The sequence below is a fragment of the Kribbella sp. NPDC055110 genome (genome assembly GCF_053607525.1).
Genome location: NZ_JBSGTS010000020.1, coordinates 1 through 24,385, shown reverse-complemented (window position 1 = coordinate 24,385; position 24,385 = coordinate 1). Strand labels below are relative to the sequence as shown.

Here is a 24,385-nt window from a genome sequence, read left to right as displayed (position 1 = left end):
TCGCTGAGCGAAATCCTAGCGGAGCTGCCGATGCCAGGTCCAGTGGAGTCTGGATTCGTGCACACGTTCCTGCCCGGGCGGGTGGTGTTCGGGGCGGGCTCACTCGACCAGGTCGCGACCGAGGTCGAAGCTCTCGGGGTACGGCGAGCGCTCGTGGTGGCGACGAACTCCGCACGCGCCGCGGCCGACCTGGTGGAACGCCAACTGGGCGACCTCTTCGCCGGGCGGATCGACGGCGTGGCACAGCATGTCCCCACCGAGGTAGCGGAGGGCGCGCGGGCGAAGGTACGCGAGGTCGGAGCGGACGCGGTCGTCGCCATCGGTGGCGGGTCGGCGATCGGGTTGGCCAAGGCGATCGCCCTCACCACCGAACGGGTGGTGATTGTTACGGTGCCGACGACGTACGCCGGGTCTGAGATGACGCCGGTGTGGGGTGAGACGACGGCTGGGCGTAAGAGCACCGGGACTGATGTGCGGGTGTTGCCGCGGGTCGTGGTTTATGACCCGGTGTTGAGCCGCGGCCTGCCGTTGAAGGTGACGGCGGCGAGCGTGGCGAATGCGATCGCGCATTGTGTGGAGGCGGTCTGGACACCGAAGGCCGATCCGATCACGGAGCTGACCGCGGTGGAAGGACTGCGGGCGCTGAGCAACGGATTACGGGATGTACTGGCCACCCCCGACGATTTAGATGCTCGGAGCAAGCTTTTGTACGGCGCCTGCTTGGCGGGATCGGCGTTGGCGACAGCTGGGACCGGCCTACATCACAAGCTGTGCCATCTGCTGGGCGGCACCTACAACCTGCCGCACGCCGAGACACACGCGGCGGTGCTTCCGCAGGTTGCCCGCGTCAACGCTTCCTCAGTTCCACAAGCGAAAGCGCGACTGGAAGCCGCCTTGGGCACAGCAGATCTGGCGGGCGGCTTGTTCGACCTGTTCCGGTCAGCGGGGGTGCCCACGAGTTTGCGGGAGCTGGGCTTGACCGAGGCGCAGGTCGCGGAGGCAGCCGCGGCGTTCAAGCCGACGGACAACCCGATCCCGGTGACGGAGGACCTGGTGCGGGAGATCCTGACCCGCGCCTGGTCCGGTACGCGACCTTGATGAGCGAGGAGACCGGATGGACCTGCAAGGAGATGACCTGACCGCAGCCGTGGTGGCCAGCTTCGGGGACAGCCCGAGTGACCGCTACCGCGAGGTGATGAGCGCCCTCGTACGCCACCTGCACGCGTTCGCGCGCGAGGTGGACCTCACCGAGGACGAGTACTTCACCGCGATCGACTTCCTGACCCGGACCGGTCAGATCTCGACCGGCACGCGACAGGAGTTCGTGCTGCTGGCCGACGTACTCGGGCTGTCGATGCTGACGGTCGGGCTGGGGAACCGGAAGCCGCCCGAGGCCACGCAGTCCACTGTGTTCGGCCCGTTCTTCGTCGAGGGGTCGCCCGAGGTTCAGCTCGGTGACGACATCTCGAACGGTGCCCCTGGACAGCCGTGCCTGGTGAGCGGGCGTGTCCTCAACACCAAAGGCGAGCCGATCCCGCAGGCGCTCGTGGAGACCTGGCAGGCCGACGAAGACGGGTTCTACGACGTACAGAAGGAACTCGACGGTCCGCAGAACCGTGCCCATCTGACGACCGATGCCGAAGGCAACTACCGGTTCTGGGCGGTGAAGCCGGTCGCGTATCCGATCCCCGACGACGGGCCGGTCGGCGAACTGCTTCGAGCCGGTGGGCGCGGTCCGATGCGACCCGCGCACATCCACTTCATGGTCACCGCACCGGGATACGCCCGCCTGATCACCCATGTCTTCGCGGCCGGGGACGAGTACCTCGACACGGACGCGGTCTTCGGAGTCAAGCAGTCCCTGATCGCCGACTTCATCGAGCATCAGGACGACGGCAAGAACTACTACACCGTCAACTACGACTTGGTACTCGCCACCGCCGAGGAGGCTCAGCAATGATCACCACAGACGTTCTCATCGTCGGCAGTGGCCCGGCAGGCGGGGCCGCCTCCCTCTTCCTGTCCACGTACGGCGTCGACAACATCGTCCTCACCCGGTACGGCTGGACCGCCAACACGCCCCGCGCGCACATCACGAACCAGCGCACGATCGAGTTGATGCGCGACGCGGGCATCGAGGACGAGGTCACCGACAAGGGCACCGCGCACGAACTGATGGGTCAGACCGCGTTCTGCACCAGCCTGGCCGGCGAGGAGATCGGCCGGATCCGCACGTGGGGCACGCATCCACGCCGCCTGGCCGACTACACGGAAGCCAGTCCGTGCCTGCCCATGGATCTCCCCCAGACGCTCTTCGAGCCGATCCTGGTCAGTACAGCGGCCGCCCGCGGTGCCCGGCTCCGGTTCAACACGGAGTACGAGAAGCTCGAGCAGGACGACGACGGTGTCACCGCCACGGTGCGGGACCGGCTGAGCGACACGACGTACCAGATCCGCGCCAAGTATCTGATCGGCGCGGACGGCGGGCGGAGCAAGGTTGCCCAGGACATCGATCTGCCGATGGCGGGTGCGATGGACATCGAGGGCTCGATGAACATCGTGTTCGAGGCCGACCTGAGCCGGTACGTCGCACATCGCCCGAGCGTTCTGTACTGGGTCCTGCAGCCCGGCGCCCAGATCGGCGGGATCGGCGCGGGCCTCGTCCGGATGGTCCGCCCGTGGAACGAATGGCTGATCGTCTGGGGCTACGACATCAACCAGCCCGCCCCGGTGGTCGACGAGGCGATGGCGACCGAGATCGTGCACAACCTGGTCGGCGACGACACGATCGACGTGAAGCTGAAAGGTACGTCGGTCTGGAGCGTCAACCACATGTACGCCGAGAAGCTGTCGAAGGGCCGCGTTTTCTGTATGGGTGACGCGATCCACCGGCACCCGCCGAGCAACGGCCTCGGCTCGAACACCTCGATCCAGGACGCGTACAACCTGGCGTGGAAACTCGCGCTGGTGCTCAAGGGCCAGGCCGCGCCCGAGCTGCTGCAGAGCTACGACGCCGAGCGTGCCCCGATCGCGCGGCAGATCGTTGACCGCGCCAACAAGAGCCGCAACCAGTTCGGGCAGATCTTCCGGGCCCTCGGCATGACGCCGGACGCGCCGGCCGGGCGGACGATCGAGTCACGCAAGGACGACACCCCGGAGGGCGCGGCGCAGCGCGAGGAACTGCGGAAGGCGATCGAGCTGAAGGACTACGAGTTCAACGCGCACGGTGTCGAGCTCGGGCAGCGTTATCGGTCGTCCGCTGTCGTCGACGACGGTACGCCGGAGCCGCCGTACGAGCGGGATCACGAGCTGTACTACCACCCGACAACCTGGCCCGGCGCCCGGATCCCGCACTGCTGGCTGACGCGCGGTTCGGACACCTTGAGCACGCTGGACGTGGTCGGGAAGGGCCGGTTCACCCTGCTCACCGGCATCGGCGGCGATGCGTGGGTGAAGGCAGCGCAGTCCGTGTCCGAGCAGCTCGGCGTACCGATCGAGCCGTTCGTGATCGGGCCTGGCCGTGAGCTGGACGACCTGTACGGCGACTGGGCGCGGGCGCGCGAGGTCCCGGACGAGGGCTGTCTGCTCGTCCGGCCCGACGCGCACATCGCCTACCGCGCGTTCGACCAGCCCGACGACGCGACGGAAACGCTGAAGCAGGCCGTCAGCAGCGTGTTAGGCCGCTGACGCCGCCTCCGAACGGAGGATCTTGTCCAGGATCGCCGAGATCTCCGCGGTCTCGGCGTCGAGCAGGGTGATCAGCGCGACTCTCGAGGTCTCTGACCGAGCCTCCAGAGCTGCCGCGCTCAACGCGCGCACGGTGCCCAGCTCGTGTATCAGTTCGTCCCACAGAGTGTTCATCAGCAAACCCCCATGTGCCCCGTCACCACATCCAGCGCGACGAGAAGCCTCACTTCTGTCTCACCGAGAACAACGGGCGCAAGCGGTGGAAGGTTACGGACTTGTCAACAATTCCCAGCTGTGGGCGGGAACCGGCCGGGTGTTCGCGAGCGGGAATTGCTGCTCCTGATCGGAGATGTTCAGCAGCAGGACGATCGATTGGTCACCGTGCGTGCTCCGCAGCGCGAGCGACTCGTTGGTGAGGTGCTCGACAGTCGTCCGCGCCCGGGTCAGCCACGGATGCCGACGCCGTACGCCGATGAGGTCCTGGTGCAGGCGGTACGTCGGCCTGCCGTACGGCGCCAGCTCGTCAGGTGACCCGGGGAACGCCGGCCGGATGGCGTCGTCCCCGCCGGCGCGATCCTCCTTGAGACCGCGGAACGCCTGCTCGTCGCCCGAGTAGACACTCGGTACGCCGGCCACCGTGAACAGGATCGCCAGCGCATGCCCGAGATGGCGCTCGTCCTCGAGCCGGGTCGCGAGGCGGGTCACGTCGTGGTTGCCGACGAACGTCTGCGGGACGAACGTGTCGAGCAGTGCGTTGTGCCGGCCGAGCGCGTGCGAGAGCTCGTAGAAGTTGCGATCGTTGAGCGAACTCCAGATCGCCTTCCAGAGCTCGTACTGCGTGACGGAATCGAGCCCGCTCTTCTCGACGTACGCGGCGTAGTCGCCGTGGATCACCTCGCCGAAGTACCAGGTGTCCCGGTCCCTCGGCAGCGCGTCACGCCAGAACTCGGGCGGTACGGCGTACGCCGCGTCCAGGCGCCACGCGTCGACACCGCGGTCGTTCCAGAACCGCACGACGTCACCGACGTACTGCGCGACGTGGGGGTTGCTGTGGTTGAGCGCCACCAGGTGTTCGTGCCCCTCGAAAGTGTCGCGGCCGCGGAACCATTCCGGGTGGGCGAAGGAGCGGGCGACGTGGTTGAAGACGCCGTCGAGGGCGACCCGGAGGCCGCGGGCGTGCGCCTGGTCTATCAGGCGGTCGAAGTCGGCGTCGTCACCGAGGCGCGGATCGATCCGGAAATGGTCGACGGTGTCGTAGCCGTGGGTTTCGGAGGCGAAAACGGGACCGAGCAGGAGCCCGTTGCAGCCCAGCTCGATCGCGTAGTCGAGCCAGCTCTCCAACTGCGGCAAGCGATGCACAACCGTCTCACGGGCCGTCTTCTCAGCCGCAGTGAAGCCGAGCGGGTAGATCTGCCACCAGATCGCGTGGTCAGGCCACATGTCGCCTCCTGAGAACCAGAGTAGGAAGGATCGCGATCAGGCAGCCGATCACGGTGTCGATCAGGCGGTACCCGACCGTCGAGAGTCCCGGCGTACGGCCGAGGTCCAGCAGGAGAACGACGAGCGGGGTCATGACCGCGGCGTAGGCCGCGTAGTTGCGTTCCTTCAGCAGCGGTCGCAGTCCGGCGAGGACACCGACCACTGCCACGATCGCCCACGACGGCGGCACCCAGAGGACGAGCGCGCCTCCGACGAGTACGCCGACGCACGTACCAAGACAGCGTTGCGTTGCCCGAAGCAATGATCCGCCGCGGCGCCGCACCACGATCACGACGGCAAGCGCGATCCAGTAGCCCTTCTCCTGATGCCACAGCACGCCGATCACTTCGGCCACTGCGAGCGCCGGCACCAGGCGTACGACGTACTGCCAACCCTCGAAGCGATGCAGCGTTCCCCACCAACGTCGCCACAACTGCCGGTACGTCGGCGCGCCGCCGGCCGGGGCAACCGGTGCCGAGAACGCGGCCGCCACGAGCCCGAGCAGGATCGCCCACGCCACCCCGACCGCAAACCACCGCGCGACCTCCCACGCCGCCCCACCCAACCCGGTCGCCAGCACCAGAAACGTGATGAACCGAGCCGTCGCATCAGCCGTCCACCGACTGAACCCACCAACCAAAGCCGCGGCCGCAGCCAGCACCACCACCCCAGCCGCGCCCACCCACCCCCGACCTCCCAACCACGCCCCAACCAACGCGGCCCCCGCCACCACAACCCCAACGCGACCTTGAGCCCACACCAACCACAACGCGCGACTTTGAGCACCGGCCAACCATGAAAACGGTCTGCGAATGGTTGGTGGGTGCACAAAGTTGACGGCCATGGCGCCGAGGGCCGCGAAGGAGGCGTGGACGAGGTCGTCGGCGATCACGCCGTACGCGATCGGGACCGCCATCGACAGCGCCACGCCGACCAGTTGCACGGGGTCAGCAGGCGATTGCCGCGACCAGCGGACCAGGTCGCGCGCAGCGAAGGTCTGATCGGCGTACATAGCGACTCTCTGATCGACTGAAAGTAAGCCGAGCTTAACACCGTGCCACAGGACTGCAAGCTAATCAGCGAAGAACAGTAAGTGTTAGCGTAGTATTTGTGAACGATGTGAGAGAGACCGCGACGCTGCTCCGGAGGGCGAGCACGCGCCTCGCCCTCCGGATGCGGGTCGAGCGCCCGGCCGACGGGACGAGCGGCGCCGGGCTCACGGTGCTCGGCCTGCTTCACCTGCGCGGGCAGCTGACGGCGACCGAGCTCGCGGCCGCCGAGCGGGTCCAGCCACAGTCGCTGACCCGAGTACTCGCGGCACTGGACCAGAACGGGCTGATCAGCCGCTCACCGGACACAAGGGACCGCCGCCGCCAGACCATCGATCTCACCGAGCGGGGCCTGCAGGTGCTGATCGAACACGTCCGCCAATCCGACGACTGGCTCACCCGCGCCATGACCGAACGACTCACTCCGACCGAATTGGACGTACTGCGGCTGGCCTCGAACCTGATCGAGCAACTGCTCGAGGAAACCTAAGGTCGCTGACCGAACGTGTGCCGGCGGATCCAGGCGTGCATCGCGATCGCGGCCGCGGCGCTGGCGTTGATCGAGCGGGTTGAGCCGAACTGAGCGATTGAGAGCACGGCAGTGCAGATCTGGTGTGCGTCGTCGGTGAGCCCGGGCCCCTCCTGACCGAAGAGCAGGATGCACTCCCGGGGCAGGTCGTACGTCTCCAGCGGCACCGATCCCGGCAGATTGTCGATGCCGATCACGGGTAGACCGCGCTCAGCGGCGTACGTCGCGAGGTCCGACAGCTCCGGCTGGTGGCGGACGTGCTGGTAGCGGTCGGTGACCATCGCGCCGCGGCGGTTCCATTTCCGGTTACCGACGATGTGGACCTCGGCGGCGAGGAACGCGTTCGCGGTCCGGACGACCGAGCCGATGTTCAGGTCGTGCTGCCAGTTCTCGATCGCCACGTGGAACGGGTTCCGCTGCCGGTCCAGGTCCTCGACGATCGCCTCGAGCTTCCAGTACCGGTACTTGTCCACGACGTTGCGCCGGTCGCCGCCCGCGAGCAGCTCCGGGTCGAGCCGCGGGTCGTCCGGCCAGTCGCCCTCCCAGGGACCGACGCCGACCTCGCTCGGGCCCACCATGTCCGCTCCCCGTACGTCGCCGCTCAGCTCATGCACAGGTTGGGACGCTACCCTGTCCGCGTGCTGCCTTTTGTCGCGATGCTGATGCCCAACTGGATGGACCCGGAGTACCTGCTGCACTGGCTGGGTGACTGGGCCCTATGGGGCACGCTGGTGGTGGTGTTCATCGAATGCGGGGTGCTGTTCCCGATCCTGCCCGGTGACTCGCTGCTCTTCGCCGTCGGCCTGTTCATCGCGCAAGGCTCCATCGGCGTACCGCTCTGGCTGGCCTGTGTGCTGCTGACCGTCGCCGCGTTCCTCGGCAACGTCTCCGGCTACTACATCGGCCGGGCCCTGGGTACGTCGTTGTTCCGCAATCCGAACGCCCGGTTCCTGAAACCGAAGTACATCGAGCAGACGCACGACTTCTTCGACCGGTACGGTCCGCGGGCCCTGGTGATGGCGCGCTTCGTGCCGATCGTCCGAACGTTCATCACGATCGTGGCCGGCGCCGGGAAGATGGATCCGAAGAAGTTCTTCCTCTGGACCGGGGTCGGCGCCGTCATCTGGGCGCCGGGCATCACGCTGCTCGGTCACGCGCTCGGCAACGTGAAGTTCATCCACGACCACCTCGAGTCGGCGCTGATCCTGCTGGTGGTGGTCTCGCTGATCCCGATGGTCGTCGAGTACTTCCTGGCCCGCCGCCGCAACCGCAACAACAAGTCCGGCGACGCCCCCAAGCACTCCGCCCCCAAGCACATCGTCGGCAGTGACTGAAACAGCCAGACCGCCCGACTCAGTGCCCAAACGGGAAATGCGGTTCTGACCAGACCCAGTCGGTGCTGAGCAGCGCCAGTTCGGCGGCCTCGACCGGTCCGGTCGGCAGCGGGCCGATCACCTGACCGGAACCGAGTGAACAAGCCACCCGGATCCGGTCTGCCGCCTGGTACCAGACCAGCGCCCCCCGTGGCGCAGCCCCTTCGCGAAGCAGGGCGTGGTGGTCGAGCCAACGAACCGCATCGGCTGCGTCGTGCCAGCCGCTGTCGTGCGCATAACCGAAAGCCATCCGCTGGAACTTCAGCGGCCAGTCGAGCCACGCCGCCGATCCGACGCGTTCCAACTGCCAGTTGAGCGCCGCCTCGGTGTCCCGCGGGTTCGCCACCCGCGGGACGTTCCCGCGTTCCACGACTACGTCCCCCCAGGCCATAGGTCCTCCCCGATCCCCGTCCTCGGCCTACGTGCCGTGGCATGGTCAGAATCCTGCCGAACCCGAATACACCCGCCGTACATTGACGGGTCAGCCAGCTGCGGCGCCTGCCTCGAACCCGGCGAGCAGGCGGCGGCACTCGGCCGCCGCGTCGTCGTTCCCCGCCTGCTGCCACACGCGGGCAGCCCGTTCGAGGGTACGGCGGGCATTGTCGAGACTGCCCGTCGACAGGTAGAGCTCGCCGAGGTGCTGCGCCGCCTCGCCCTCGACGCTGCGATCGCCCAGCCGGTGACCGATGTCGATCGCGTCCAGCAGGATCTTGCGCGCCGCGGCCACCTCACCGCGTTCCATCAGCGCCTGCCCGAGCAGCGCCCGGGTGTACGCCGCACAGTGGTCGTCACCCATCCCGTCGAAGATCGCGAGCGCTTTCCGCAGTTGCCGGACCGCCTCGTCGTGGCGTCCTTGATGCACCCGGAGGTCCGCGATCCGCCGCCGTACCTTCGCTTCCCGGTGGGCGTCGACCCGCCGTACGGCGATCAGGAACGCCTCGGCCAGGAGCCGCCGGGAGGTGGCCAGATCGCCGCGGACCATGTAGATGTTCGCGGCCGCCGTCCGTGCGAGGGCCTCGGCGTTGGCGTTCCCGTCCTCGACGAACGCCTCGATCGCCTTCTCGTACTGCTCCAGGCCCTTGTCGCGCTCGCCGCGTTCCCGCAGCCAGGTGCCGAGCCCGACGGCGGCGACACCTTCACCGAGCCGGTCGCCGACCTCCGCGAACGCCTGCGCCGCCGCGTCGAAGTGCCGGCGCGCGGTCTCCCAGTCGTCCTGGTAGACGGCGAGCTGGCCGAGGTTCCGGTGCATGATCGCCTCGCCGCGCCGGTCGCCGCACGCGATCGCGCTGATCAGCCCCTGCTGGTGCGAGCCGTTCCAGTCGTCGAATCGGGCCCGAAGGTCGAGGTACGGCCCCCACGCCGCCGCGATCCGCCACGCGTGCTCGTGCAGCCCGTTCTGCGCCGCGGCCCGGATGGCCGGCACGAACGTACTGCGCTCGCTGTCGAACCAGGCGATCGCGTCGGTCTCGGTGAACGGCGACGGGTCCGGCGCCGTCAGCGGACCGGTGTGCTCCAGTACGCCGAAGTACTCGAAGGACAGGCCGTTGTTGGCGCGCCGGATCTTGTTCAGGATCGCGTCGACCACGGCCTCGACATCGCGGACCGCCTGCGCCTTCTGCTCGTCGTCGCCGACGCCGAGCGCGTGCAGCCGCAGGAGGTCGTGGACGCGATAGCGCGCCGTACCGCGCTGGTCGACCGAGCTGATCCGGACCAGGTTGACCTCGATCAGCCGATCCAGACTGCGTCGTACGGCGGCCGGTGACGCGACCGCCTCGAGCGCACGGGCGGAGAAGACGCCTACTGCGAAGTGACCGATCAGCCGGTACAACCGGGCTTCTTCAGGACTCAGCGCGCCGTAGCTCAGGTCCGCGCTGGACCGTACGGCGAGCTCGCCGATGCTCAGCTCGTCCAGCCGTGACGTCTCGTCCCGCAGCCGCCGCGCCAGCTCACGTGCACTCAGATCGGGGCGCTGCGCCAGGCGGCTGCCGACGATCCGGATCGCCAGCGGCAGGTTCGCGCAGGCCGCCAGGATCTCCTCGGCCTCGGGTGACGACGGGTCGATCCGGCCGGCGCCGGCGACCGACGACAGCAGGAGAGCTGCCTCGCGGTCGTCGAACGTGTCGAGCGGCGTGCTGTCCGCGCCTGCCAGGTCCATCAGTCGGTTGCGGCTTGTCACCACCACCGCTGAGGCGCCGGTGCCGGGCATCAGCGGAATCACCTGACTCGCACTGGCTACGTCGTCGAGGATGATCAGCACGCGGCGGCTGGCCAGCTCTGAGCGCAGCATGGCCGAGCGCCGCTCCGGGTCGGTCGGGATCGCATAGTCGGGCAGGTTGAGGCTGAGCAGTAGATCGGTCAGTGCGGCGGCCGGGTCGCGCGGGTGCGTCGCACCGTGCATGTCCAGGTAGATCTGCCCGTCGGGGAAGTACTCGCGGACCAGGTGGCCCAGCCGTACGGCCAGGGACGTCTTCCCCGTCCCGGGGGCACCGGAGATGACAGCGATCGGCGGCCGTACCGGGTCGCGGCCGCAGACCAGGTCGCGCAGCTGGTCCAGGAGCTCCTGCCGGCCGCTGAAGTCGGCCAGGTCGAGCGGGAGCTGGCTCGGCGGCCGCAGCGGATCGGTCAGCTCGGGCGCGGCCATCGGTCCGGGTTGTGCGGTTGGTCCCGGGCGGTCCGCCGTACGGTCCGCAGGGATGCCCGGGTTGGGCCAGTTGGCGGAGCGGCCGTTCTCGGCGCGGGCTCCGGCGGACTCCAGTTCCGGACCAGGCTTGATGTCCAGCTCGTCGGCGAGCGTCTGCACTGCCTTCGTGTACGCCGCTCGCGCCTCACCCACTCGCCCCGCAGCGACCAGCGCGTCGACGAGGCGCCGCCAGAGCTGCTCGTCGTACGGGTCCTCGGTGAGGCGTGCACTCAGCAGTACGGCGGCACCGCTCGCGTCGCCGTACTCGAGCCGCAGGTCCAGCAGGCTGTCGACGAGCCCGCGGTGCTGCGCCTCCAGGCGGGCGATCGAGCCCTCCCAGGCCGCGGGCATCGGCAGGTCCTCGAGCGGACGGCTGCGCCAGAGCGAGTACGCGCGGGACAGCACCTGCATCGCCTGGCGGCCGTCACCCTGGTCGCGGAGGTGGCCGCCTTCCGCGAGCAGCGACTCGAACAGGCTGGCGTCGAGCTCGTCGACACCGACCTCGATGCTGTAGCCGGCGGCCGACGTGTCGATCGGAGCGGGCAGGCCGGCGTCCTGCAGCACTCCGCGGAGCGCCCGGACGTACGTCCTGATGTTGGCGGTCGCGGACCGCGGCGGGGTGTTCTCCCAGAGCGCGTCCGCGATCAGGTCGGTCGAGACGAACCGGTTCGGGTGCAGCAGCAGCGTGGCGAGCAGCTGACGCGGTTTGGCGGCCTTGAGCGGCTGGCCCGGGACGTGAACGAGGCGCAGAGGTCCGAGGATCCCGTACCTCAGACTATCCACTCGTCCGACCTCTCCACTCTGGAACCGACCTATCGTGGCATCCGGCTGTACGCCGAAGGAAGTCCGATGTACGCCGGATGTATCTCAGTCCGGCACTGTTGACACAGGTACCGGGGGGAGGGCAGGCCCGGAGGTGGCGACTTGACCGCCGTCACACCGGGCCTGGCACTGGGAGAGAGTCCGGGATCGGGGGTCCTGGACTACGGGGAACCGGTGCCTACTGGCCACCGGTGAATGGCGGCTGTCCGTCCTGTGGCGCGGGGGAACCCGCAGGCGGCCCGCCCACCGGTGGCTCCCCCTGGTACTGCCCCGGGATCTGCGGCGGGTAGTTGCCCTGGTCCCCCGGCATCTGCGGGTGGATCTGACCCGACGACGGCGCGCCCGGCTGCATCTGCGGTGGCGCCTGCTCGCCCGCGACCGAGCCGATGGTGCCGAACGACACCTGCGGCACCGCGCGCACCTGCTCGTCCTTGACCTCGAAGTAGCCGGCCTTCTCGAACTTGAAGCCGCCCGCGATCAGGTTCGACGGGAACGCCTCGATCCGGGTGTTGTAGTCGCCGACGTTCGCGTTGTAGAACCGGCGGCCGGCCGCGATCCGGTCCTCGGTGTCGGTCAGCTCGCGCTGCAGACCGAGGAAGTTCTGGTTCGACTGCAGCTGCGGGTACTGCTCGACCGAGATCATCATCTGACGCAGCGCGCCGGACAGCTGACCCTCCGCAGCGGCCCGCTGCTCCGGGTTCGAGCCCTGCACGTTCACCGCCTGGGTGCGCAGCCGGGCGACCTCCTCGAACACGTGCCGCTCGTGCGCCGCGTACGCGCGCACGGTCTCGACCAGGTTCGGGATCAGGTCGTACCGGCGGTGCAGCTCGACGTCGATCTGCCGCCACGACTCCTGGATCAGGTTCCGCTGCTTGACGAACCGGTTGTACGACGTGATCAGCATGATCGCGAGAACGACGATCACCGCGACGATCACGATGATGACCCAAACCATGACGAGCTCCCGAGAGTTGGCAGTACTGGGAGCGACTCTACGGGTAGGTGGGTCCGCCTGGTGGGGGCTGCTGAATGCGGGGGTCGACGCCCGCGTAGTCGCGCCAGACGTACGCCGGGACGTTCAGCGCGACCTGTTCGAGCAGCGCGAGGCGGTTCAGCACCTCGTTCGGGTTGTGCGCGCCCTTGTCCCAGCCGACCAGCGAGTTCCCCTCGACCCGCCAGCCGATCTCGCCGCGGGCGAGCAGCAACTCCATCATCCGCGGCGTCACGACCGCGTGCCCGAACCGTTCGTCGTCGGCCTTGACCCGGAACGCGCGGTTGAACTGCTCGCTCTCGAACTGGAGGTCCCGGAAACCGAAAGCGTTGGCCACCGCGCCGCCGAAGATTCCCTCGTGCGTCACCTCGAGGTGCGGCAGCGCACCCGGCAACTGCAGCACGACGACACCGAAGTTGTGGGTGGTCGTCCGCCGGTGACCTTTCCCGTCGGTGGTGTGGGTCTGGTAGCTGTAGTCGAAGGCAACCATCTGGTGACCGTTGAACGGCCCCGACAACACGTTCTTGACGCGCCAGTTGTCGCCGGTGCGGAACGGCGTACCGGCCCATTGACCGGCGAGCGAGTTGTTGACCGGCACGTACGACCAGCCGTACTGGGCGGCGACGCCGGCGAACATCTCCCGGCGCTTCTTCGCCCGGTAGTAGTTGAAGTAGGCGAGTCCGACGCCGACCACGAGCGCCAGCAGGATGAACAGGAAGGTGCTGCTCTGCATCAGCCGAGCCCCAGGTCCTCGAGACCGAACACTGTCCGGTACTCCAGGCCCTCCGCCTCCACCCGCTCCTGCGCGCCGGTCGACCGGTCCACGATCACCGCGACCGCGACCACCTCGGCCCCGGCCTCGCGCAACGCCTCGACCGCGGTCAGCACCGATCCGCCGGTCGTCGAGGTGTCCTCGACCGCGAGTACCCGGCGACCCTTCACGTCCGGTCCCTCGATCCGCCGCTGCAGACCGTGCGTCTTCTCGGCCTTCCGTACGACGAACGCGTCGAGCGTCCGGCCCTCCTGGGCGGCCGCGTGCAGCATCGACATCGCGACCGGGTCAGCGCCGAGTGTGAGTCCGCCGACAGCGTCGTACTCCAGATCCTTGGTCAGCTCGAGCATCGCCGGGCCGATCAGCGGTGCCGCGGCCGCATCGAGCGTGATCCGCCGCAGGTCGACGTAGTAGTCGGCTTCCTTGCCCGAGGCCAGCGTCACCCGGCCGTGCACGATCGCCTTGCCCTTGACCTGCTCCAGCAGTCCGTCCCGGTCGTAGCTCATGAGCCTTGAGCTTAGATCACCAGTGGGGCGCGCCTACTTCTTGCTCACCTTGACCAACTGTCCGAAGGCGACGGACCGGTCTGGGGAGTGGAAGAGGTCTTGGCAGGTGGTCAGGGTGATGATCGAGTGGGTCGGCGCGTCGCGCTTGCCGGGGACCGGGTCGAGGACCCAGGTGTCGGTCGGCTTGACGGTCAGGTCGCGGGGCGAGCCGTCCAGCTCGTACGTGTAGACGGCCTCCGCGGTCTCGACGACGACCTGGTCGCCTTTGTGCAGCTCAAGCAGCTTGCGGAACGGCGAGCCGTGCGTGACGCGGTGGCCGGCGATCGCGAAGTTCCCCGGCTGACCGGGCAGCTGCGTCTGCGGGTAGTGCCCGATGCCGCGGGCCAGGTCGTCCGCGTCGACGCCTTCCACGACCGGCTTCTCCCAGCCCGCGCCGAACTTCGGGATCCGGATCAGCACGAACGCCTTCCCGGTCGACGGCTTCACCGCCGCGGGCGTCCGCCACTCGTCCCGGAGCGCGCGCTCCGCCTTGTCCATCTGCTGGTTCGAGACGACACCGGTCCCGAAGTACTGCCAGCCGACCCACCCGAGCAGCCCGACCCCCACAACGAGGAACACGATTCCGAGCCCTCTGACTACTCCCCGCATGCGGACAAGTATGCAGTTGGACTGCAAAGGCTGTGTACGACGTGTCGATGGACGGCGATGGTTGCCCGGGACGACGATGTGGGCATGAAGGCACTGGTCAAGGCCGAGGCAAAGCCAGGACTGTGGTTGCAGGACGTCCCCGAGCCGAAGATCGAGGCCGACGAGGTCCTGATCAAGGTGCTGCGCACCGGGTTGTGCGGCACCGATCTGCACATCCAGAGCTGGGACCACTGGGCGCAGAAGAACGTGCCGGTGCCGATGGTCACCGGACACGAGTTCTGCGGTGAGGTGGTCGAGGTCGGCGTCGGCGTCCGGGACGTCGCGGTCGGCGACCTGGTCAGCGGTGAGGGACACCTGGTGTGCGGCCGCTGCCGCAACTGCCGGGCCGGGCGTCGGCACTTGTGCATCAAGACGCGCGGCCTCGGCGTACACGTGCCGGGTGCGTTCGCGGAGTACGTCGCTCTGCCCGCCATGAACGCGTGGGTGCACAAGGACAAGGTCGACCTCGACGTCGCCGCGATCTTCGACCCGTTCGGCAACGCCGTCCACACGGCCTTGTCGTTCCCGCTGGTCGGCGAGGACGTGCTGATCACCGGGGCCGGCCCGATCGGCGTGATGGCCGCGGCGGTCGCGCTGCACGCGGGTGCGCGGAACGTGGTGATCACCGACCTGTCGGAGTACCGCCTCGATCTCGCGCGGAAGATCGGCGTGACCCGCGCGGTGAACGTCGCCGACGAGACGATCGCGCAGGCGCAGCAGAGCCTCGGGATGCGCGAGGGGTTCGACGTCGGGATGGAGATGTCGGGGCAGCCGGCCGCGCTGCGGGAGCTACTCGCGAACATGACGCACGGCGGGAAGGTCGCGATGCTCGGCCTGCCGGCGGACGAGATCGCGATCGACTGGGGCACGGTGGTGCTCAACATGCTGACCATCAAGGGCATCTACGGGCGGGAGATGTTCGAGACCTGGTACTCGATGTCGGTGATGCTGGAGCGCGGTCTGGACCTGACGCCGGTGATCACCCACCGGTTCGGGTACGGCGACTTCGACCAGGCCTTCGACGTCGCGCGCCAGGGGCACTGCGGCAAGGTGATCATGGACTGGACGGCTGAGACGCTGGAGGAGAAGCACTGATGTTCGGGCGGATGCGGGACGACCTGACGACGACCATCGGCGAGATCCGGGACGCGGGGCTCTACAAGTCCGAGCGGGTGATCACCTCACCCCAGCAGTCCCTGATCTCGGTTGCCTCCGGCAAGGAGGTGCTGAACTTCTGCGCGAACAACTACCTCGGGCTGTCCGACCACCCGGACGTCGTCGCCGCGGCGAAGGAAGCCCTCGACCGGTGGGGCTTCGGCCTGTCGTCGGTGCGCTTCATCTGCGGCACCCAGCAGATCCACAAAGACCTGGAAGGTGCCCTGAGCAACTTCCTCGGGACCGAGGACACGATCCTCTACAGCTCCTGCTTCGACGCGAACGGCGGCCTCTTCGAGACGCTGCTCGGCGCGGAGGACGCGATCATCTCCGACGAGCTGAACCACGCCAGCATCATCGACGGCGTCCGGCTCTCGAAGGCCAAGCGCTACCGCTACAAGAACCGCGACATGGCCGACCTCGAGGCCCAGCTGAAGGACGCCGCCGACGCGCGGTACCGGCTGATCGCCACCGACGGCGTGTTCTCGATGGACGGGTACGTCGCCCCGCTCGACGAGATCTGCGACCTGGCCGAGCGGTACGACGCCCTGGTGATGGTCGACGACTCGCACGCGGTCGGCTTCGTCGGACCGGACGGCGCCGGCACGCCGTCGCTGTTCGGCGTGAAGGACCGCGTCGACATCGTCACCGGCACGCTCGGCAAGGCCCTCGGCGGCGCGTCCGGCGGCTACGTGTCCGCCCGCCGCGAGATCGTCGAGTTGCTCCGGCAGCGTTCCCGCCCGTACCTGTTCTCGAACTCGCTCGCGCCGTCCGTCACCGCTGCCTCGCTGAAGGCATTGGAGCTGATCGGCACGTCGAGCGACCTGCGCGACAAGCTCGCCGCCAACACCGCGCTCTTCCGCGCCAAGATGACCGAGGCGGGCTTCGACGTACTGCCCGGCGACCACCCCATCTCCCCCGTGATGATCGGTGACGCCGCCGAAGCCGGCCGCCTGGCCGACAAGCTGCTCGACCTCGGCATCTACGTGATCGGCTTCTCGTATCCCGTCGTACCGCAGGGCAGGGCCCGCATCCGGGTGCAACTCTCCGCGGCCCATTCCACCGAGGATGTGGAACGCGCCATCTCCGCCTTCGCCGAAGCTCGCGCCGCCCTCGCGAACTAGTCCGGCCCGGACGCCGCTAGGGTTGTCCGGTTCGCACTGGGTGAGGAGCTTTATGCGCCAGATGCTGGCCGTTGTCGGAGTACTGGGTTTGGCCTGCGCCGGGTGTGGGGCGGACGGCGGGCCGGTGGCTACGGCACCGTCACCTGCGTCGTCGAGTGCGCCGTCGGTGACACCAACTGATCCGGCCGGTGCGTATGCGCCACCATCGCCGGCACGGAGCGTTCCGGTCATGCGGACGACGCCAACGGTGCTGACCCTTGCCGCTGCCGGGACGAAGTACCTCGAGATCACTCGGGCGTACAACGTCGCGCTGGAGCGGTTCCAGAAGGCCGCCAACGAGAACATGGCGCTGACGACCCTGCAGGCCAGGGCCAAGGCGGTGGCCGCGACGAACCTGGCCGAGTACAGCGCGCTGAGGTCGATCGTCTGGCCCGCGAAGGTCTCGACGCAGATGCGGGCGCTGGCGAAGGCAGATGCCGCCGCCCGACCGCACTGGCTCCTGGCCGCCACAGCCGGCACCAAGTCCGAGATGGCCGACCACATCCAACGCGCCACAGCCGCCGGCGGCAAGGCCCCCTCGACCCAGATCCGCCAACTCCTCGCCCTCCCCAAGTACGACGAGAAGAACTACAGCTGACGGTACCATCACCGGTACCGCCGTGGTACCGTTGATCCATGGCGATGAACCTGCGACTCCCTCCTGAGGTGGCGACAGCACTTCAGGCCGAGGCAGCACGCACTGGACGTTCCCAGCAGGAGATCGTGCGAGACGCGCTCGGCCGGCACCTGCATCTGATCGACACGGTGGAGGCTCAGATCACGGATCGCGACCGCGCCCGGGTGACCCTCGGCGTGCAGCCCGCGCGGGTCGGCTATCGCAAGGTGAAGCCGCAGCTCCGGCTGCCGAAGGGCACGACCAGTCTCGAGCTGCTCGACCGCGACGACCGCTTCTGATGCGGGTCTATTTCGACAGCAGCGCCCTGATCAAGCGAGTGGTGGCTGAGGACGAGTCCGACGAACTGGCCGACTTCCTCGACGCACACTACGAGCAGGGCGATCTGCTGGCCTCGTCGTCACTCGCCTGGGTCGAGGTCTCACGGGTCGTTCTCTCGCGGGTGAAGGCTCCGGCCATCGCGGGCGACCTGATCGACGGCGCGATGTCCGGTATCGACGAACGTGCAATGTCGGCCGAGGTGGTCAGCGTCGCCCGGCGGATCGAGCCGCTCATCCTGCGCAGCCTCGACGCACTGCATCTCGCAACGGCGGTGCTGATCGACGCCGACCTCGTTGTCACGTACGACGAACGCCTCGCAGACGCGTGCCGTCGCAACGCACTCGCCGTTGCGTCGCCGGGGCGCCGCTGACATTTGTCGGTGCGGGCGGGCAGGATGCGTGCATGGCGGTGATGAGTGGGCGGGCGGTCAATCGGGCGACGTTGGCGCGGCAGGTTCTGCTGGGCAGGGAAGCGGTGCCGGCCGTTGAGGTGGTCGGGCGGTTGGTGGCGATGCAGGGCCAGGAGGCCAAGCATCCGTACGTCGGGTTGTGGTCGCGGATCGACGGGTTCGCGGAGTCCGAGCTGGATCAGGCTGTCCGGGAGCGGAACGTCGTACGGGCGACGTTGTTTCGGGGGACGCTGCATCTGGTGACTGCGGCGGACTACCTGCGGTTCCGGGTGACTGTGGCGCCGGTGCTCGAGGCGGGGCTGAAAGTCCTCGGGGATCGCGGCGCGGGGCTGGAGCCGGAGAAGGTGGTGGCCGCGGCGAAGAAGCTGCTGGCGAAGGAGCCGTTGACGTTCACCGAAGTACGCGACGCGCTGCAGCAGCAGTTCCCGGACGTGAACGAGCGGGCGCTCGGGTTCTGCACGCGGATGCTGGTGCCGTTGGTGGTCTACCCAACAGACGTCCGCTGGTCCTGGACGGCCAACTCGCGGTTCACCCCGGCCGAGGAGTGGATCGGGAAGAAGCTGCACGGCCGCGCTGAGTCCAAGGAGCTGGTGACGCGTTACCTGCAGGCGTTCGGCCCGGCGACCCCAGCCGACTTCCAGACGTGGTCCGGTCTGCAGAAGGCGAAACCGTTGTTCGACGAACTGGAGCTCGACACGTTCACGGACGAGGCCGGCAAGACGCTGTACGACGTACCGGATGCGCCTCGCCCCGATCCGGACACACCGGCGCCGGTGCGGTTCCTCCCGGAGTTCGACAACGTGCTGCTGTCGCACGCGAAACGGGAGCGGATCATCGCGGACGAGCACAAGCCGGCCGTGTTCACGAAGAACCTCCGGGTCAAGGCGACGTACACCGTCGACGGCCTGGTCGCCGGGCTGTGGACGACCGAGAAGAAGCGTGGTGTGGCCACTCTCACGCTGACGCCGTTCGGCCGGATGCTGAAGAAGACGCAGGCGGAGCTGGAGCGGGAAGGCGACGGGTTGCTCCGCTTCCTGGAGCCGGATGCCAAGTCCTACGCGATGGTTACTACCGGTTAATGAGGTTGTTGTCACACGTCGGATGACTGGGCCAGAAACCCTTTGCCGGGTGGAATGGGTAGATGAGCACAGTCCCCTCCATCACTCTGGACAACGGTGTCGAGATCCCGCAGCTGGGCCTCGGGGTCTGGCAGGTCGACGACTCGATCGTCACCGACGTCGTGGCCTCGGCGTTCGAGACCGGCTACCGGCACATCGACACCGCCGCGATCTACGGCAACGAGAGCGGCGTCGGCCGGGCGATCGCGGCGTCGGGCATCCCGCGTGACGACCTCTTCATCACCACCAAGCTGTGGAACTCCGAGCAGGGGTACGACAGCACGCTGACGGCCTTCGACGCGAGCGTGGAAAAGCTCGGCCTCGAGTACGTCGACCTGTACCTGATCCACTGGCAGTCGCTGCAGCGGGACCTGTACGTCGAGACCTGGAAGGCGTTCGAGCAGCTGTACGCCGACAAGCGGGTGCGCGCGATCGGCGTCTCGAACTTCCACGAGCCCGCGCTGCGGCGGATCTTCGAGGAGACCACGATCCGCCCGGCGGTGAACCAGATCGAGCTGCACCCGGCGCTGCCGCAGGACGAACTGCGCGCGTTCAACGCCGAGAACGACATCGTCACGCAGGCGTGGAGCCCGCTGGCGTCCGGCGAACTGCTGGCGAACCCGGCGCTCGCGACGATCGGCGCGAAGTACGGCAGGTCGGCGGCCCAGGTGATGATCCGCTGGCACCTGCAGCTCGGCAACGTGGTGATCCCGAAGACGGTCACGCCGAGCCGGATCCAGGAGAACTTCGAGGTCTTCGACTTCCGGCTGGACAACGACGACATGGCCGCGATCGCGGACCTGGAGACCGGCGTCCGCACCGGCGGCGACCCGGACGTCTTCGGCTAAACGAGTTCGAGGAAGCGCGCCAGGACGGGTGAGCGGTTGTCCGGGGACCAGGCTACGGAGAGTGGCCAGGGTGGTAGGTCGTCGGACAACTCGCGGTAGACGACCGTGTCGGGGTTGGACGGCGGGGTTGGGCCGATCAGCAGCGAGATGCCGAGTCCGGCCGCGACCAGCGACACGATCGTCTGGACGTCGGCCGCTTCTTGCTCGATCCGCGGTGTGAACCCGACCGCGCGGCAGTACCCGACGATCGTGTCGTGCACCGCAGGCCCGCTCGGCCGCGAGTAGAACACGAACGGCTCCTCCGCCAATTCGGCCAGCCGCAGCCGTTTCCGTCGCGCCAACCGATGCCGGGCCGGCAATGCCACCACCAACGAGTCCTCGGCAACTACCCGCGACGTCAACGTGGGCGCCAGTTGCACGACGGCACTCGCACCGTCCGGCGTACTGGGCCGAAGCAGCCCGACGTCGATCCGCCCGTCCCGTAGCGCCTCGGTCTGCCGCAGCGTCGTCCACGACTCCAGGTCCAGCACCACCTCGGGATACGCCTGCCGGAACGCTCCCAGCAGCCGCGGCAGCGCGTCGAACGTTGCCGACTGCACGAACCGCAGCCTCAACGTCCCGAGCTCACCACGCTGTGTCCGTTGCGCCGTACGGACCGCCTCGTCCGAACGCCGCAGCAGGTCCTGCGCGTCGGCGAGGAACGTCGCGCCGGCGGCCGTCAGCACGAACCGGCGCTTCACCCGGGCGAACAGCTCGACGCCCAGATCGTGTTCGAGTGCTGCGATCTGACGACTCAACGACGGCTGGGTCAGGTGCAGCCGCGTAGCCGCGCGCCCGACGTTCATCTCCTCGGCCACCACCACGAACGACCTGAGCTGGCGCAGTTCCATACCGACATCATGCACCAGACACATCAACTTCACGCAGAACTTTCATTGGACGTATCAAGGTCCAGATTCCTAGGCTCGAAGGCATGCAATACATCCCGTTCTCGATGATCAAAGCGATCCACGAGCAGACCCACTCCGCGATGCCCGACGCCCCGATGCGCCCGTACCGCCCTCGTCGCCACCTCTTCTCCACCTTCCGTAGCTGGCTCCGCAGCAGCCAACCCGAACAGCTGTGCCAAGCTGAGGTCCGTGATCGAGGTACGACGCCTGCGGGTGTTGCGCGCGCTTGCTGACCACGGGACTGTGACCGCGGCCGCCGAGGTGCTGCATCTGACGCCCTCGGCGGTCTCGCAGCAACTGGCAGCCCTGGAGTCCGAGGTCGGCCAGGAACTGCTCGAACGCCGCGGCCGCAGGGTCGCGATCACCTCGGCCGGCCGGCTGCTCCTGGCCCATGCCGACACCATCCTCGCCGAGGTCGAACGTGCCGAGGACGCGATGCGGCTGCACGCGAACGGCGCGAACGGCGAGGTCCGCGTCGTCGCCTTCGCGACCGCGATCACCCTGCTGGTCGCACCGGCGCTGACCAGGCTCCGCGAGACCAGCCCCGGCCTCTCACTCGTCGTCCGCGACGCCGAGGGCCACCAGGGCATCACCCATCTACTCGACGGCGACGCCGACCTCGCGATCGCCGTCGAGCACCGGGGCTCCCCGCGGCACGACGACCAGCGCCTGGTCCGAATCCCCTTGTACGCCGAGCCGTTCGTCGCCGTCCTGCCGCCGACGCACCCGGGCGCGGACCACGGCACGATCGAGCTGGGCATGCTCGCGGACGACGACTGGGTGATGACCGCACCCGGCAACCCGATCCGCGACGTCGTACTGCTCGCCTGTGAGCAGGCTGGTTTCCAGCCGCGGATCGTCCACCAGTCCGACGACTTCCGCGCCGTCGCCGCCCTGGTCGCGGCCGGTGGCGGCGTCTCCCTCGTCCCACGCCTCGCCGTACCCGAACCGACCCTCGCCCTGATCCGCCCGCTCCCCCACCCCGCGCCAACCCGCCGCGTCTACGCCGCCGTCCGCAACAGCCGCGCCGACCACCCGTTGATCACCGCAACCCTCGCCGTCCTCACCGAGGTAGCCGAGAAGCTGTAACTCACTTGTCGTCCGTCGACAGCGGATGGCTGGGAACGGACACCCGTAGCTCGGCCGCCGCCGCACCTCCGGTGACTCCGATCGTCCCGCGGCCGACCCAGTTGGTGATGTTGGTGACCATCGTGGTCACCACCTGCCGCGACTCCACCGACTGCGCCGGGATCCCCAGGTTCGACGGACAGCGGCGAACCAGGAAACAGCCGTAGGCGAACGTCGAGCCGTTGAACACCCGCGCACCCGATGGCGCGATGAACGCGGTCGAGTGCACCGGGGTCGACCTTCCGGTCACACGGCACGTGGCGCTGCCGCTCGCGACGATGCCCAGTCCAGGGTGCTTGTACTGCCCCGGCCAGACGTAGTCGGCCTCGCCCGCAAGGAAGCCTGGTACGACGGTGCCGGCCGGGATGCCCCGGAACAGCCAACTGCTTCCTGTCCTGAGATTGCCTGCGAGGATGCCGCAGCTGTACTCGGCGCCCAGCAGCGGCTGCGACGCGTACGCATCACCCAGGTACCGCCACAGAGTCGAACTCCCGCCGGCGGTGTACCGGTCGACGTCCCAGGAACGCCGGGTGCTGTCGGTGAAGGTGATGCGGCGGTACGTCGCGTTCGCCCCGAAGCTGGCCACGTTGACGCCGCGCTTGATCGCCTGGCTGAGCGAAGCGCGCATCCGCAACGAGTAGTACTCGTCGTGCCCGGGCAGGAAGATCGTCCCGGCCCGTGCCGCCAGTTGTCCGCCGTACACGTCCAGGTCGTTGTCGGTCCAGTACGTGACGTCCAGCCCCTTCGACTCCGCCCACACCACCAGTCCCTGCTCCAGCGGCAGGAACTCCCCGGAGCCTTGCCCCTCGGCGTACGGACGGTCGAAGGTCAGCCGGCCCGAACCGGTCGTCGCGCTGCTGTAGAAGCTCCGGCCGCCGTACCAGTTGTAGGCCTCCCAGGTCGTTGTCGCTTGCTGGATGAGGAGGCTGTGTTTTCGGCCGGTGTCGTCGCGAACCGTCAGCGGGGCGTATGCGGCGTACCTGCCGTCGCTCACCTTGATCAAGTAGGTGCCCGGCACCCAGTTCCGGTCCACCGGGATGGTCAACGTCTTCGACCAGTTCGCCGCGGATGCCATCCGCAGCGGGTGACCGTTGGCCGTACCACCGATCGTCGGCGCGGGTTGCAGGACAGTCGGTACGCCGACCCGCCGCCACACTTCACGCCCGCCAAGGCCCTGGTAGTACCCCATCCGGTAGGCCACGACACTGACCGGCCTACCAGACGTGACCTTGAGATCGACCGTGCTACCGCAGGTCGCGGAGACCTTGGTCAGGTACGCCGCCAGCGGACCGCTCATCGAGGTCGGGATGACCCACGCGCCCGTGCCCGGTTTCGCGTTCTCGGCGACCGTCGTCGGCCACGCGGTCGGGCATCCCGCGGGTCTCGCAGGGAACGAACCGGCGAGGATCGTGGGCATCGGCGCGGGTGGTGCGATCAGTGCCAGGGTTCCCGTTCCCGCCATCAACTGGACGCCCGTCGACGAGGTGGCCACCATCCCCAGTCGCATGATGCCGCCGTACTTGGAGAGGACGACTCCGTAGATCGGGATCGCCAGCCGTACGCCGCCGCGGACGCTGAGACGGGCGCGCGGCCGCCAGGTCGCATAACCGCTCGCGATCGTCAGCGTTCCGTTGACACTCGTCAGCCTTCCGCTTGCACCGGTAGGCAGCCTCATCCGGACAGCGGTCAGGACACCGGGGCGGCCCACGGTTCCGGCGTACGTGAGCGCTGTCTTCTGGCCCGGGATCGGTCTGGTCGCAGTGATGCGGACGTTCGCCGGGCGGACCAGCGTTCCGGTACCGGCGGAGAGCACGTTTCCGGTCGTACCCATGGCTCTGAAGCTCAGTGTCCATGGACCGCCGCTCGGGAGCAGGACGCCGTAGAACGGAATCGAGAAGCGTGCACCGACGGCAATGCTCAACGTCTTCGTCGGTCGCCACTGCAGCACACCCGGCGAGACCGTGCGTACGGCGCCGTTGACCGAGGTGATCCGGCCACCGGAGCCCGGCGGGATCGAAACCACGATGTAGCGCAGGGTTCCCACCCTGGTCGCCGTAGCTCGATAACTCAAGGTCGTGGTGCCG

26 protein-coding genes are annotated in these 24,385 nt (G+C 68.2%); 14 read left to right on the top strand and 12 right to left on the bottom strand.

The features are described from left to right. Positions 1-30 precede the first annotated feature (30 nt). From ACWF0M_RS26975 to ACWF0M_RS26965, 3 genes are read left to right on the top strand one after another with little or no spacing between them, the layout of a single operon-like run. The gene (locus ACWF0M_RS26975; protein ID WP_452238501.1) at positions 31-1,098 is read left to right on the top strand and encodes a maleylacetate reductase; all 1,068 of its coding nucleotides are present in this window, start codon (positions 31-33) and stop codon (positions 1,096-1,098) included. 16 nt (positions 1,099-1,114) lie between these two features. Then, positions 1,115-1,960: an intradiol ring-cleavage dioxygenase gene (locus ACWF0M_RS26970; RefSeq protein ID WP_452238500.1), complete on the top strand. Its 846-nt coding sequence runs from the start codon at positions 1,115-1,117 to the stop codon at positions 1,958-1,960. After that, positions 1,957-3,687 carry an FAD-dependent monooxygenase gene (locus ACWF0M_RS26965; RefSeq protein ID WP_452238499.1) on the top strand — a complete coding sequence of 577 codons (1,731 nt, stop codon included), beginning with the start codon at positions 1,957-1,959 and terminating at the stop codon, positions 3,685-3,687. Before ACWF0M_RS26970 ends, ACWF0M_RS26965 begins: the two co-directional genes overlap by 4 nt. On the opposite strand, the gene ACWF0M_RS26960 is transcribed toward ACWF0M_RS26965, so the two are convergent. The 3 genes from ACWF0M_RS26960 to ACWF0M_RS26950 form a co-directional block, all read right to left on the bottom strand. Beyond that, entirely contained in the window at positions 3,676-3,861 is a 186-nt protein-coding gene (locus ACWF0M_RS26960) for a hypothetical protein (protein ID WP_452238498.1), read from the bottom strand. The genes ACWF0M_RS26965 and ACWF0M_RS26960 overlap by 12 nt on opposite strands. Before the next feature lie 93 nt (positions 3,862-3,954). Continuing rightward, positions 3,955-5,127 carry an alpha-amylase family protein gene (locus tag ACWF0M_RS26955; RefSeq protein ID WP_452238497.1) on the bottom strand — a complete coding sequence of 391 codons (1,173 nt, stop codon included), beginning with the start codon at positions 5,125-5,127 and terminating at the stop codon, positions 3,955-3,957. Continuing rightward, entirely contained in the window at positions 5,117-5,848 is a 732-nt protein-coding gene (locus tag ACWF0M_RS26950) for an FUSC family protein (RefSeq protein ID WP_452238496.1), read from the bottom strand. The genes ACWF0M_RS26955 and ACWF0M_RS26950 overlap by 11 nt, the downstream gene beginning before the upstream one ends. A gap of 141 nt (positions 5,849-5,989) precedes the next feature. Between ACWF0M_RS26950 and ACWF0M_RS26945 the strand changes: the two genes are divergently transcribed. After that, the gene (locus ACWF0M_RS26945) at positions 5,990-6,199 is read left to right on the top strand and encodes a hypothetical protein (protein ID WP_452238495.1); all 210 of its coding nucleotides are present in this window, start codon (positions 5,990-5,992) and stop codon (positions 6,197-6,199) included. 77 nt (positions 6,200-6,276) lie between these two features. Next, a complete protein-coding gene (locus ACWF0M_RS26940) occupies positions 6,277-6,705 on the top strand; it encodes a MarR family winged helix-turn-helix transcriptional regulator (RefSeq protein WP_452238494.1) in 429 nt (142 codons plus the stop codon). Here the strand turns inward: ACWF0M_RS26940 and ACWF0M_RS26935 are convergent. After that, the gene (locus ACWF0M_RS26935) at positions 6,702-7,322 is read right to left on the bottom strand and encodes a TrmH family RNA methyltransferase (RefSeq protein WP_452238612.1); all 621 of its coding nucleotides are present in this window, start codon (positions 7,320-7,322) and stop codon (positions 6,702-6,704) included. The two genes, ACWF0M_RS26940 and ACWF0M_RS26935, sit on opposite strands and share 4 nt — an antisense overlap. Positions 7,323-7,382: 60 nt before the next feature. Between ACWF0M_RS26935 and ACWF0M_RS26930 the strand changes: the two genes are divergently transcribed. Continuing rightward, complete coding sequence (locus tag ACWF0M_RS26930; RefSeq protein WP_452238493.1) at positions 7,383-8,078, top strand: DedA family protein; 696 nt, start codon at positions 7,383-7,385, stop codon at positions 8,076-8,078. 19 nt (positions 8,079-8,097) lie between these two features. Here ACWF0M_RS26930 and ACWF0M_RS26925 read toward each other — a convergent pair whose 3' ends face one another. From ACWF0M_RS26925 to ACWF0M_RS26900, 6 genes are all read right to left on the bottom strand, one after another. Next, a complete protein-coding gene (locus tag ACWF0M_RS26925; RefSeq protein ID WP_452238492.1) occupies positions 8,098-8,508 on the bottom strand; it encodes a hypothetical protein in 411 nt (136 codons plus the stop codon). 90 nt (positions 8,509-8,598) lie between these two features. Beyond that, entirely contained in the window at positions 8,599-11,580 is a 2,982-nt protein-coding gene (locus tag ACWF0M_RS26920) for an AfsR/SARP family transcriptional regulator (RefSeq protein ID WP_452238491.1), read from the bottom strand. A gap of 217 nt (positions 11,581-11,797) precedes the next feature. Continuing rightward, complete coding sequence (locus ACWF0M_RS26915; protein ID WP_452238490.1) at positions 11,798-12,574, bottom strand: LemA family protein; 777 nt, start codon at positions 12,572-12,574, stop codon at positions 11,798-11,800. Positions 12,575-12,611: 37 nt separating this feature from the next. Then, complete coding sequence (locus tag ACWF0M_RS26910) at positions 12,612-13,343, bottom strand: hypothetical protein (protein WP_452238489.1); 732 nt, start codon at positions 13,341-13,343, stop codon at positions 12,612-12,614. Then, positions 13,343-13,888, bottom strand: coding sequence for an orotate phosphoribosyltransferase (gene pyrE / locus ACWF0M_RS26905; protein ID WP_452238488.1), 546 nt, complete (start codon positions 13,886-13,888; stop codon positions 13,343-13,345). Before pyrE ends, ACWF0M_RS26910 begins: the two co-directional genes overlap by 1 nt. Before the next feature lie 33 nt (positions 13,889-13,921). Next, positions 13,922-14,536: a class E sortase gene (locus ACWF0M_RS26900; RefSeq protein ID WP_452238487.1), complete on the bottom strand. Its 615-nt coding sequence runs from the start codon at positions 14,534-14,536 to the stop codon at positions 13,922-13,924. Positions 14,537-14,620: 84 nt separating this feature from the next. On the opposite strand from ACWF0M_RS26900, the gene tdh reads away from it, so the two are divergent. The 7 genes from tdh (at position 14,621) to ACWF0M_RS26865 (ending at position 20,223) form a co-directional block, all read left to right on the top strand. Continuing rightward, positions 14,621-15,670 (top strand): L-threonine 3-dehydrogenase, encoded by a 1,050-nt coding sequence (gene tdh, locus ACWF0M_RS26895; RefSeq protein WP_452238486.1) that lies wholly within the window; start codon positions 14,621-14,623, stop codon positions 15,668-15,670. Next, entirely contained in the window at positions 15,670-16,854 is a 1,185-nt protein-coding gene (locus ACWF0M_RS26890) for a glycine C-acetyltransferase (RefSeq protein WP_452238485.1), read from the top strand. The genes tdh and ACWF0M_RS26890 overlap by 1 nt, the downstream gene beginning before the upstream one ends. 229 nt (positions 16,855-17,083) lie before the next feature. Beyond that, entirely contained in the window at positions 17,084-17,491 is a 408-nt protein-coding gene (locus ACWF0M_RS26885; RefSeq protein ID WP_452238484.1) for a hypothetical protein, read from the top strand. Between the two features lie 38 nt (positions 17,492-17,529). Further along, complete coding sequence (locus ACWF0M_RS26880) at positions 17,530-17,808, top strand: ribbon-helix-helix protein, CopG family (protein ID WP_452238483.1); 279 nt, start codon at positions 17,530-17,532, stop codon at positions 17,806-17,808. Continuing rightward, positions 17,808-18,218 carry a type II toxin-antitoxin system VapC family toxin gene (locus ACWF0M_RS26875; protein WP_452238482.1) on the top strand — a complete coding sequence of 137 codons (411 nt, stop codon included), beginning with the start codon at positions 17,808-17,810 and terminating at the stop codon, positions 18,216-18,218. The genes ACWF0M_RS26880 and ACWF0M_RS26875 overlap by 1 nt, the downstream gene beginning before the upstream one ends. Positions 18,219-18,250: 32 nt before the next feature. Next, complete coding sequence (locus ACWF0M_RS26870; protein ID WP_452238481.1) at positions 18,251-19,336, top strand: winged helix DNA-binding domain-containing protein; 1,086 nt, start codon at positions 18,251-18,253, stop codon at positions 19,334-19,336. Between the two features lie 62 nt (positions 19,337-19,398). Continuing rightward, on the top strand, positions 19,399-20,223 hold the full coding sequence (locus ACWF0M_RS26865) for an aldo/keto reductase (protein ID WP_452238480.1): 825 nt from the start codon (positions 19,399-19,401) through the stop codon (positions 20,221-20,223). Here ACWF0M_RS26865 and ACWF0M_RS26860 read toward each other — a convergent pair. Then, positions 20,220-21,113 carry a LysR substrate-binding domain-containing protein gene (locus tag ACWF0M_RS26860; RefSeq protein ID WP_452238479.1) on the bottom strand — a complete coding sequence of 298 codons (894 nt, stop codon included), beginning with the start codon at positions 21,111-21,113 and terminating at the stop codon, positions 20,220-20,222. The genes ACWF0M_RS26865 and ACWF0M_RS26860 overlap by 4 nt on opposite strands. Before the next feature lie 249 nt (positions 21,114-21,362). Here ACWF0M_RS26860 and ACWF0M_RS26855 point away from each other — a divergent pair, with 249 nt between their 5' ends. After that, positions 21,363-22,262, top strand: a complete 900-nt coding sequence (locus ACWF0M_RS26855; RefSeq protein WP_452238478.1) for a LysR family transcriptional regulator — start codon at positions 21,363-21,365, stop codon at positions 22,260-22,262. 1 nt (position 22,263) lies between these two features. On the opposite strand, the gene ACWF0M_RS26850 is transcribed toward ACWF0M_RS26855, so the two are convergent. Beyond that, positions 22,264-24,385 (bottom strand): N,N-dimethylformamidase beta subunit family domain-containing protein (locus ACWF0M_RS26850; RefSeq protein WP_452238477.1); only part of this gene is annotated, 2,122 nt, incomplete at its 5' end.

Coding starts and splice junctions, on each gene's coding strand:
- ACWF0M_RS26890 (WP_452238485.1), top strand. CDS start 15,670: ATGTTCGGGCGGATGCGGGACGACCTGACGACGACCATCGGCGAGATC.
- ACWF0M_RS26910 (WP_452238489.1), bottom strand. CDS start 13,343: ATGCAGAGCAGCACCTTCCTGTTCATCCTGCTGGCGCTCGTGGTCGGC.
- ACWF0M_RS26935 (WP_452238612.1), bottom strand. CDS start 7,322: ATGGTGGGCCCGAGCGAGGTCGGCGTCGGTCCCTGGGAGGGCGACTGG.
- pyrE (WP_452238488.1), bottom strand. CDS start 13,888: ATGAGCTACGACCGGGACGGACTGCTGGAGCAGGTCAAGGGCAAGGCG.
- ACWF0M_RS26965 (WP_452238499.1), top strand. CDS start 1,957: ATGATCACCACAGACGTTCTCATCGTCGGCAGTGGCCCGGCAGGCGGG.
- ACWF0M_RS26885 (WP_452238484.1), top strand. CDS start 17,084: ATGCGGACGACGCCAACGGTGCTGACCCTTGCCGCTGCCGGGACGAAG.
- ACWF0M_RS26970 (WP_452238500.1), top strand. CDS start 1,115: ATGGACCTGCAAGGAGATGACCTGACCGCAGCCGTGGTGGCCAGCTTC.
- ACWF0M_RS26870 (WP_452238481.1), top strand. CDS start 18,251: ATGGCGGTGATGAGTGGGCGGGCGGTCAATCGGGCGACGTTGGCGCGG.
- ACWF0M_RS26960 (WP_452238498.1), bottom strand. CDS start 3,861: ATGAACACTCTGTGGGACGAACTGATACACGAGCTGGGCACCGTGCGC.
- ACWF0M_RS26915 (WP_452238490.1), bottom strand. CDS start 12,574: ATGGTTTGGGTCATCATCGTGATCGTCGCGGTGATCGTCGTTCTCGCG.
- tdh (WP_452238486.1), top strand. CDS start 14,621: ATGAAGGCACTGGTCAAGGCCGAGGCAAAGCCAGGACTGTGGTTGCAG.
- ACWF0M_RS26975 (WP_452238501.1), top strand. CDS start 31: ATGCCAGGTCCAGTGGAGTCTGGATTCGTGCACACGTTCCTGCCCGGG.
- ACWF0M_RS26875 (WP_452238482.1), top strand. CDS start 17,808: ATGCGGGTCTATTTCGACAGCAGCGCCCTGATCAAGCGAGTGGTGGCT.
- ACWF0M_RS26955 (WP_452238497.1), bottom strand. CDS start 5,127: ATGTGGCCTGACCACGCGATCTGGTGGCAGATCTACCCGCTCGGCTTC.
- ACWF0M_RS26880 (WP_452238483.1), top strand. CDS start 17,530: ATGGCGATGAACCTGCGACTCCCTCCTGAGGTGGCGACAGCACTTCAG.
- ACWF0M_RS26860 (WP_452238479.1), bottom strand. CDS start 21,113: ATGGAACTGCGCCAGCTCAGGTCGTTCGTGGTGGTGGCCGAGGAGATG.
- ACWF0M_RS26900 (WP_452238487.1), bottom strand. CDS start 14,536: ATGCGGGGAGTAGTCAGAGGGCTCGGAATCGTGTTCCTCGTTGTGGGG.
- ACWF0M_RS26865 (WP_452238480.1), top strand. CDS start 19,399: ATGAGCACAGTCCCCTCCATCACTCTGGACAACGGTGTCGAGATCCCG.
- ACWF0M_RS26925 (WP_452238492.1), bottom strand. CDS start 8,508: ATGGCCTGGGGGGACGTAGTCGTGGAACGCGGGAACGTCCCGCGGGTG.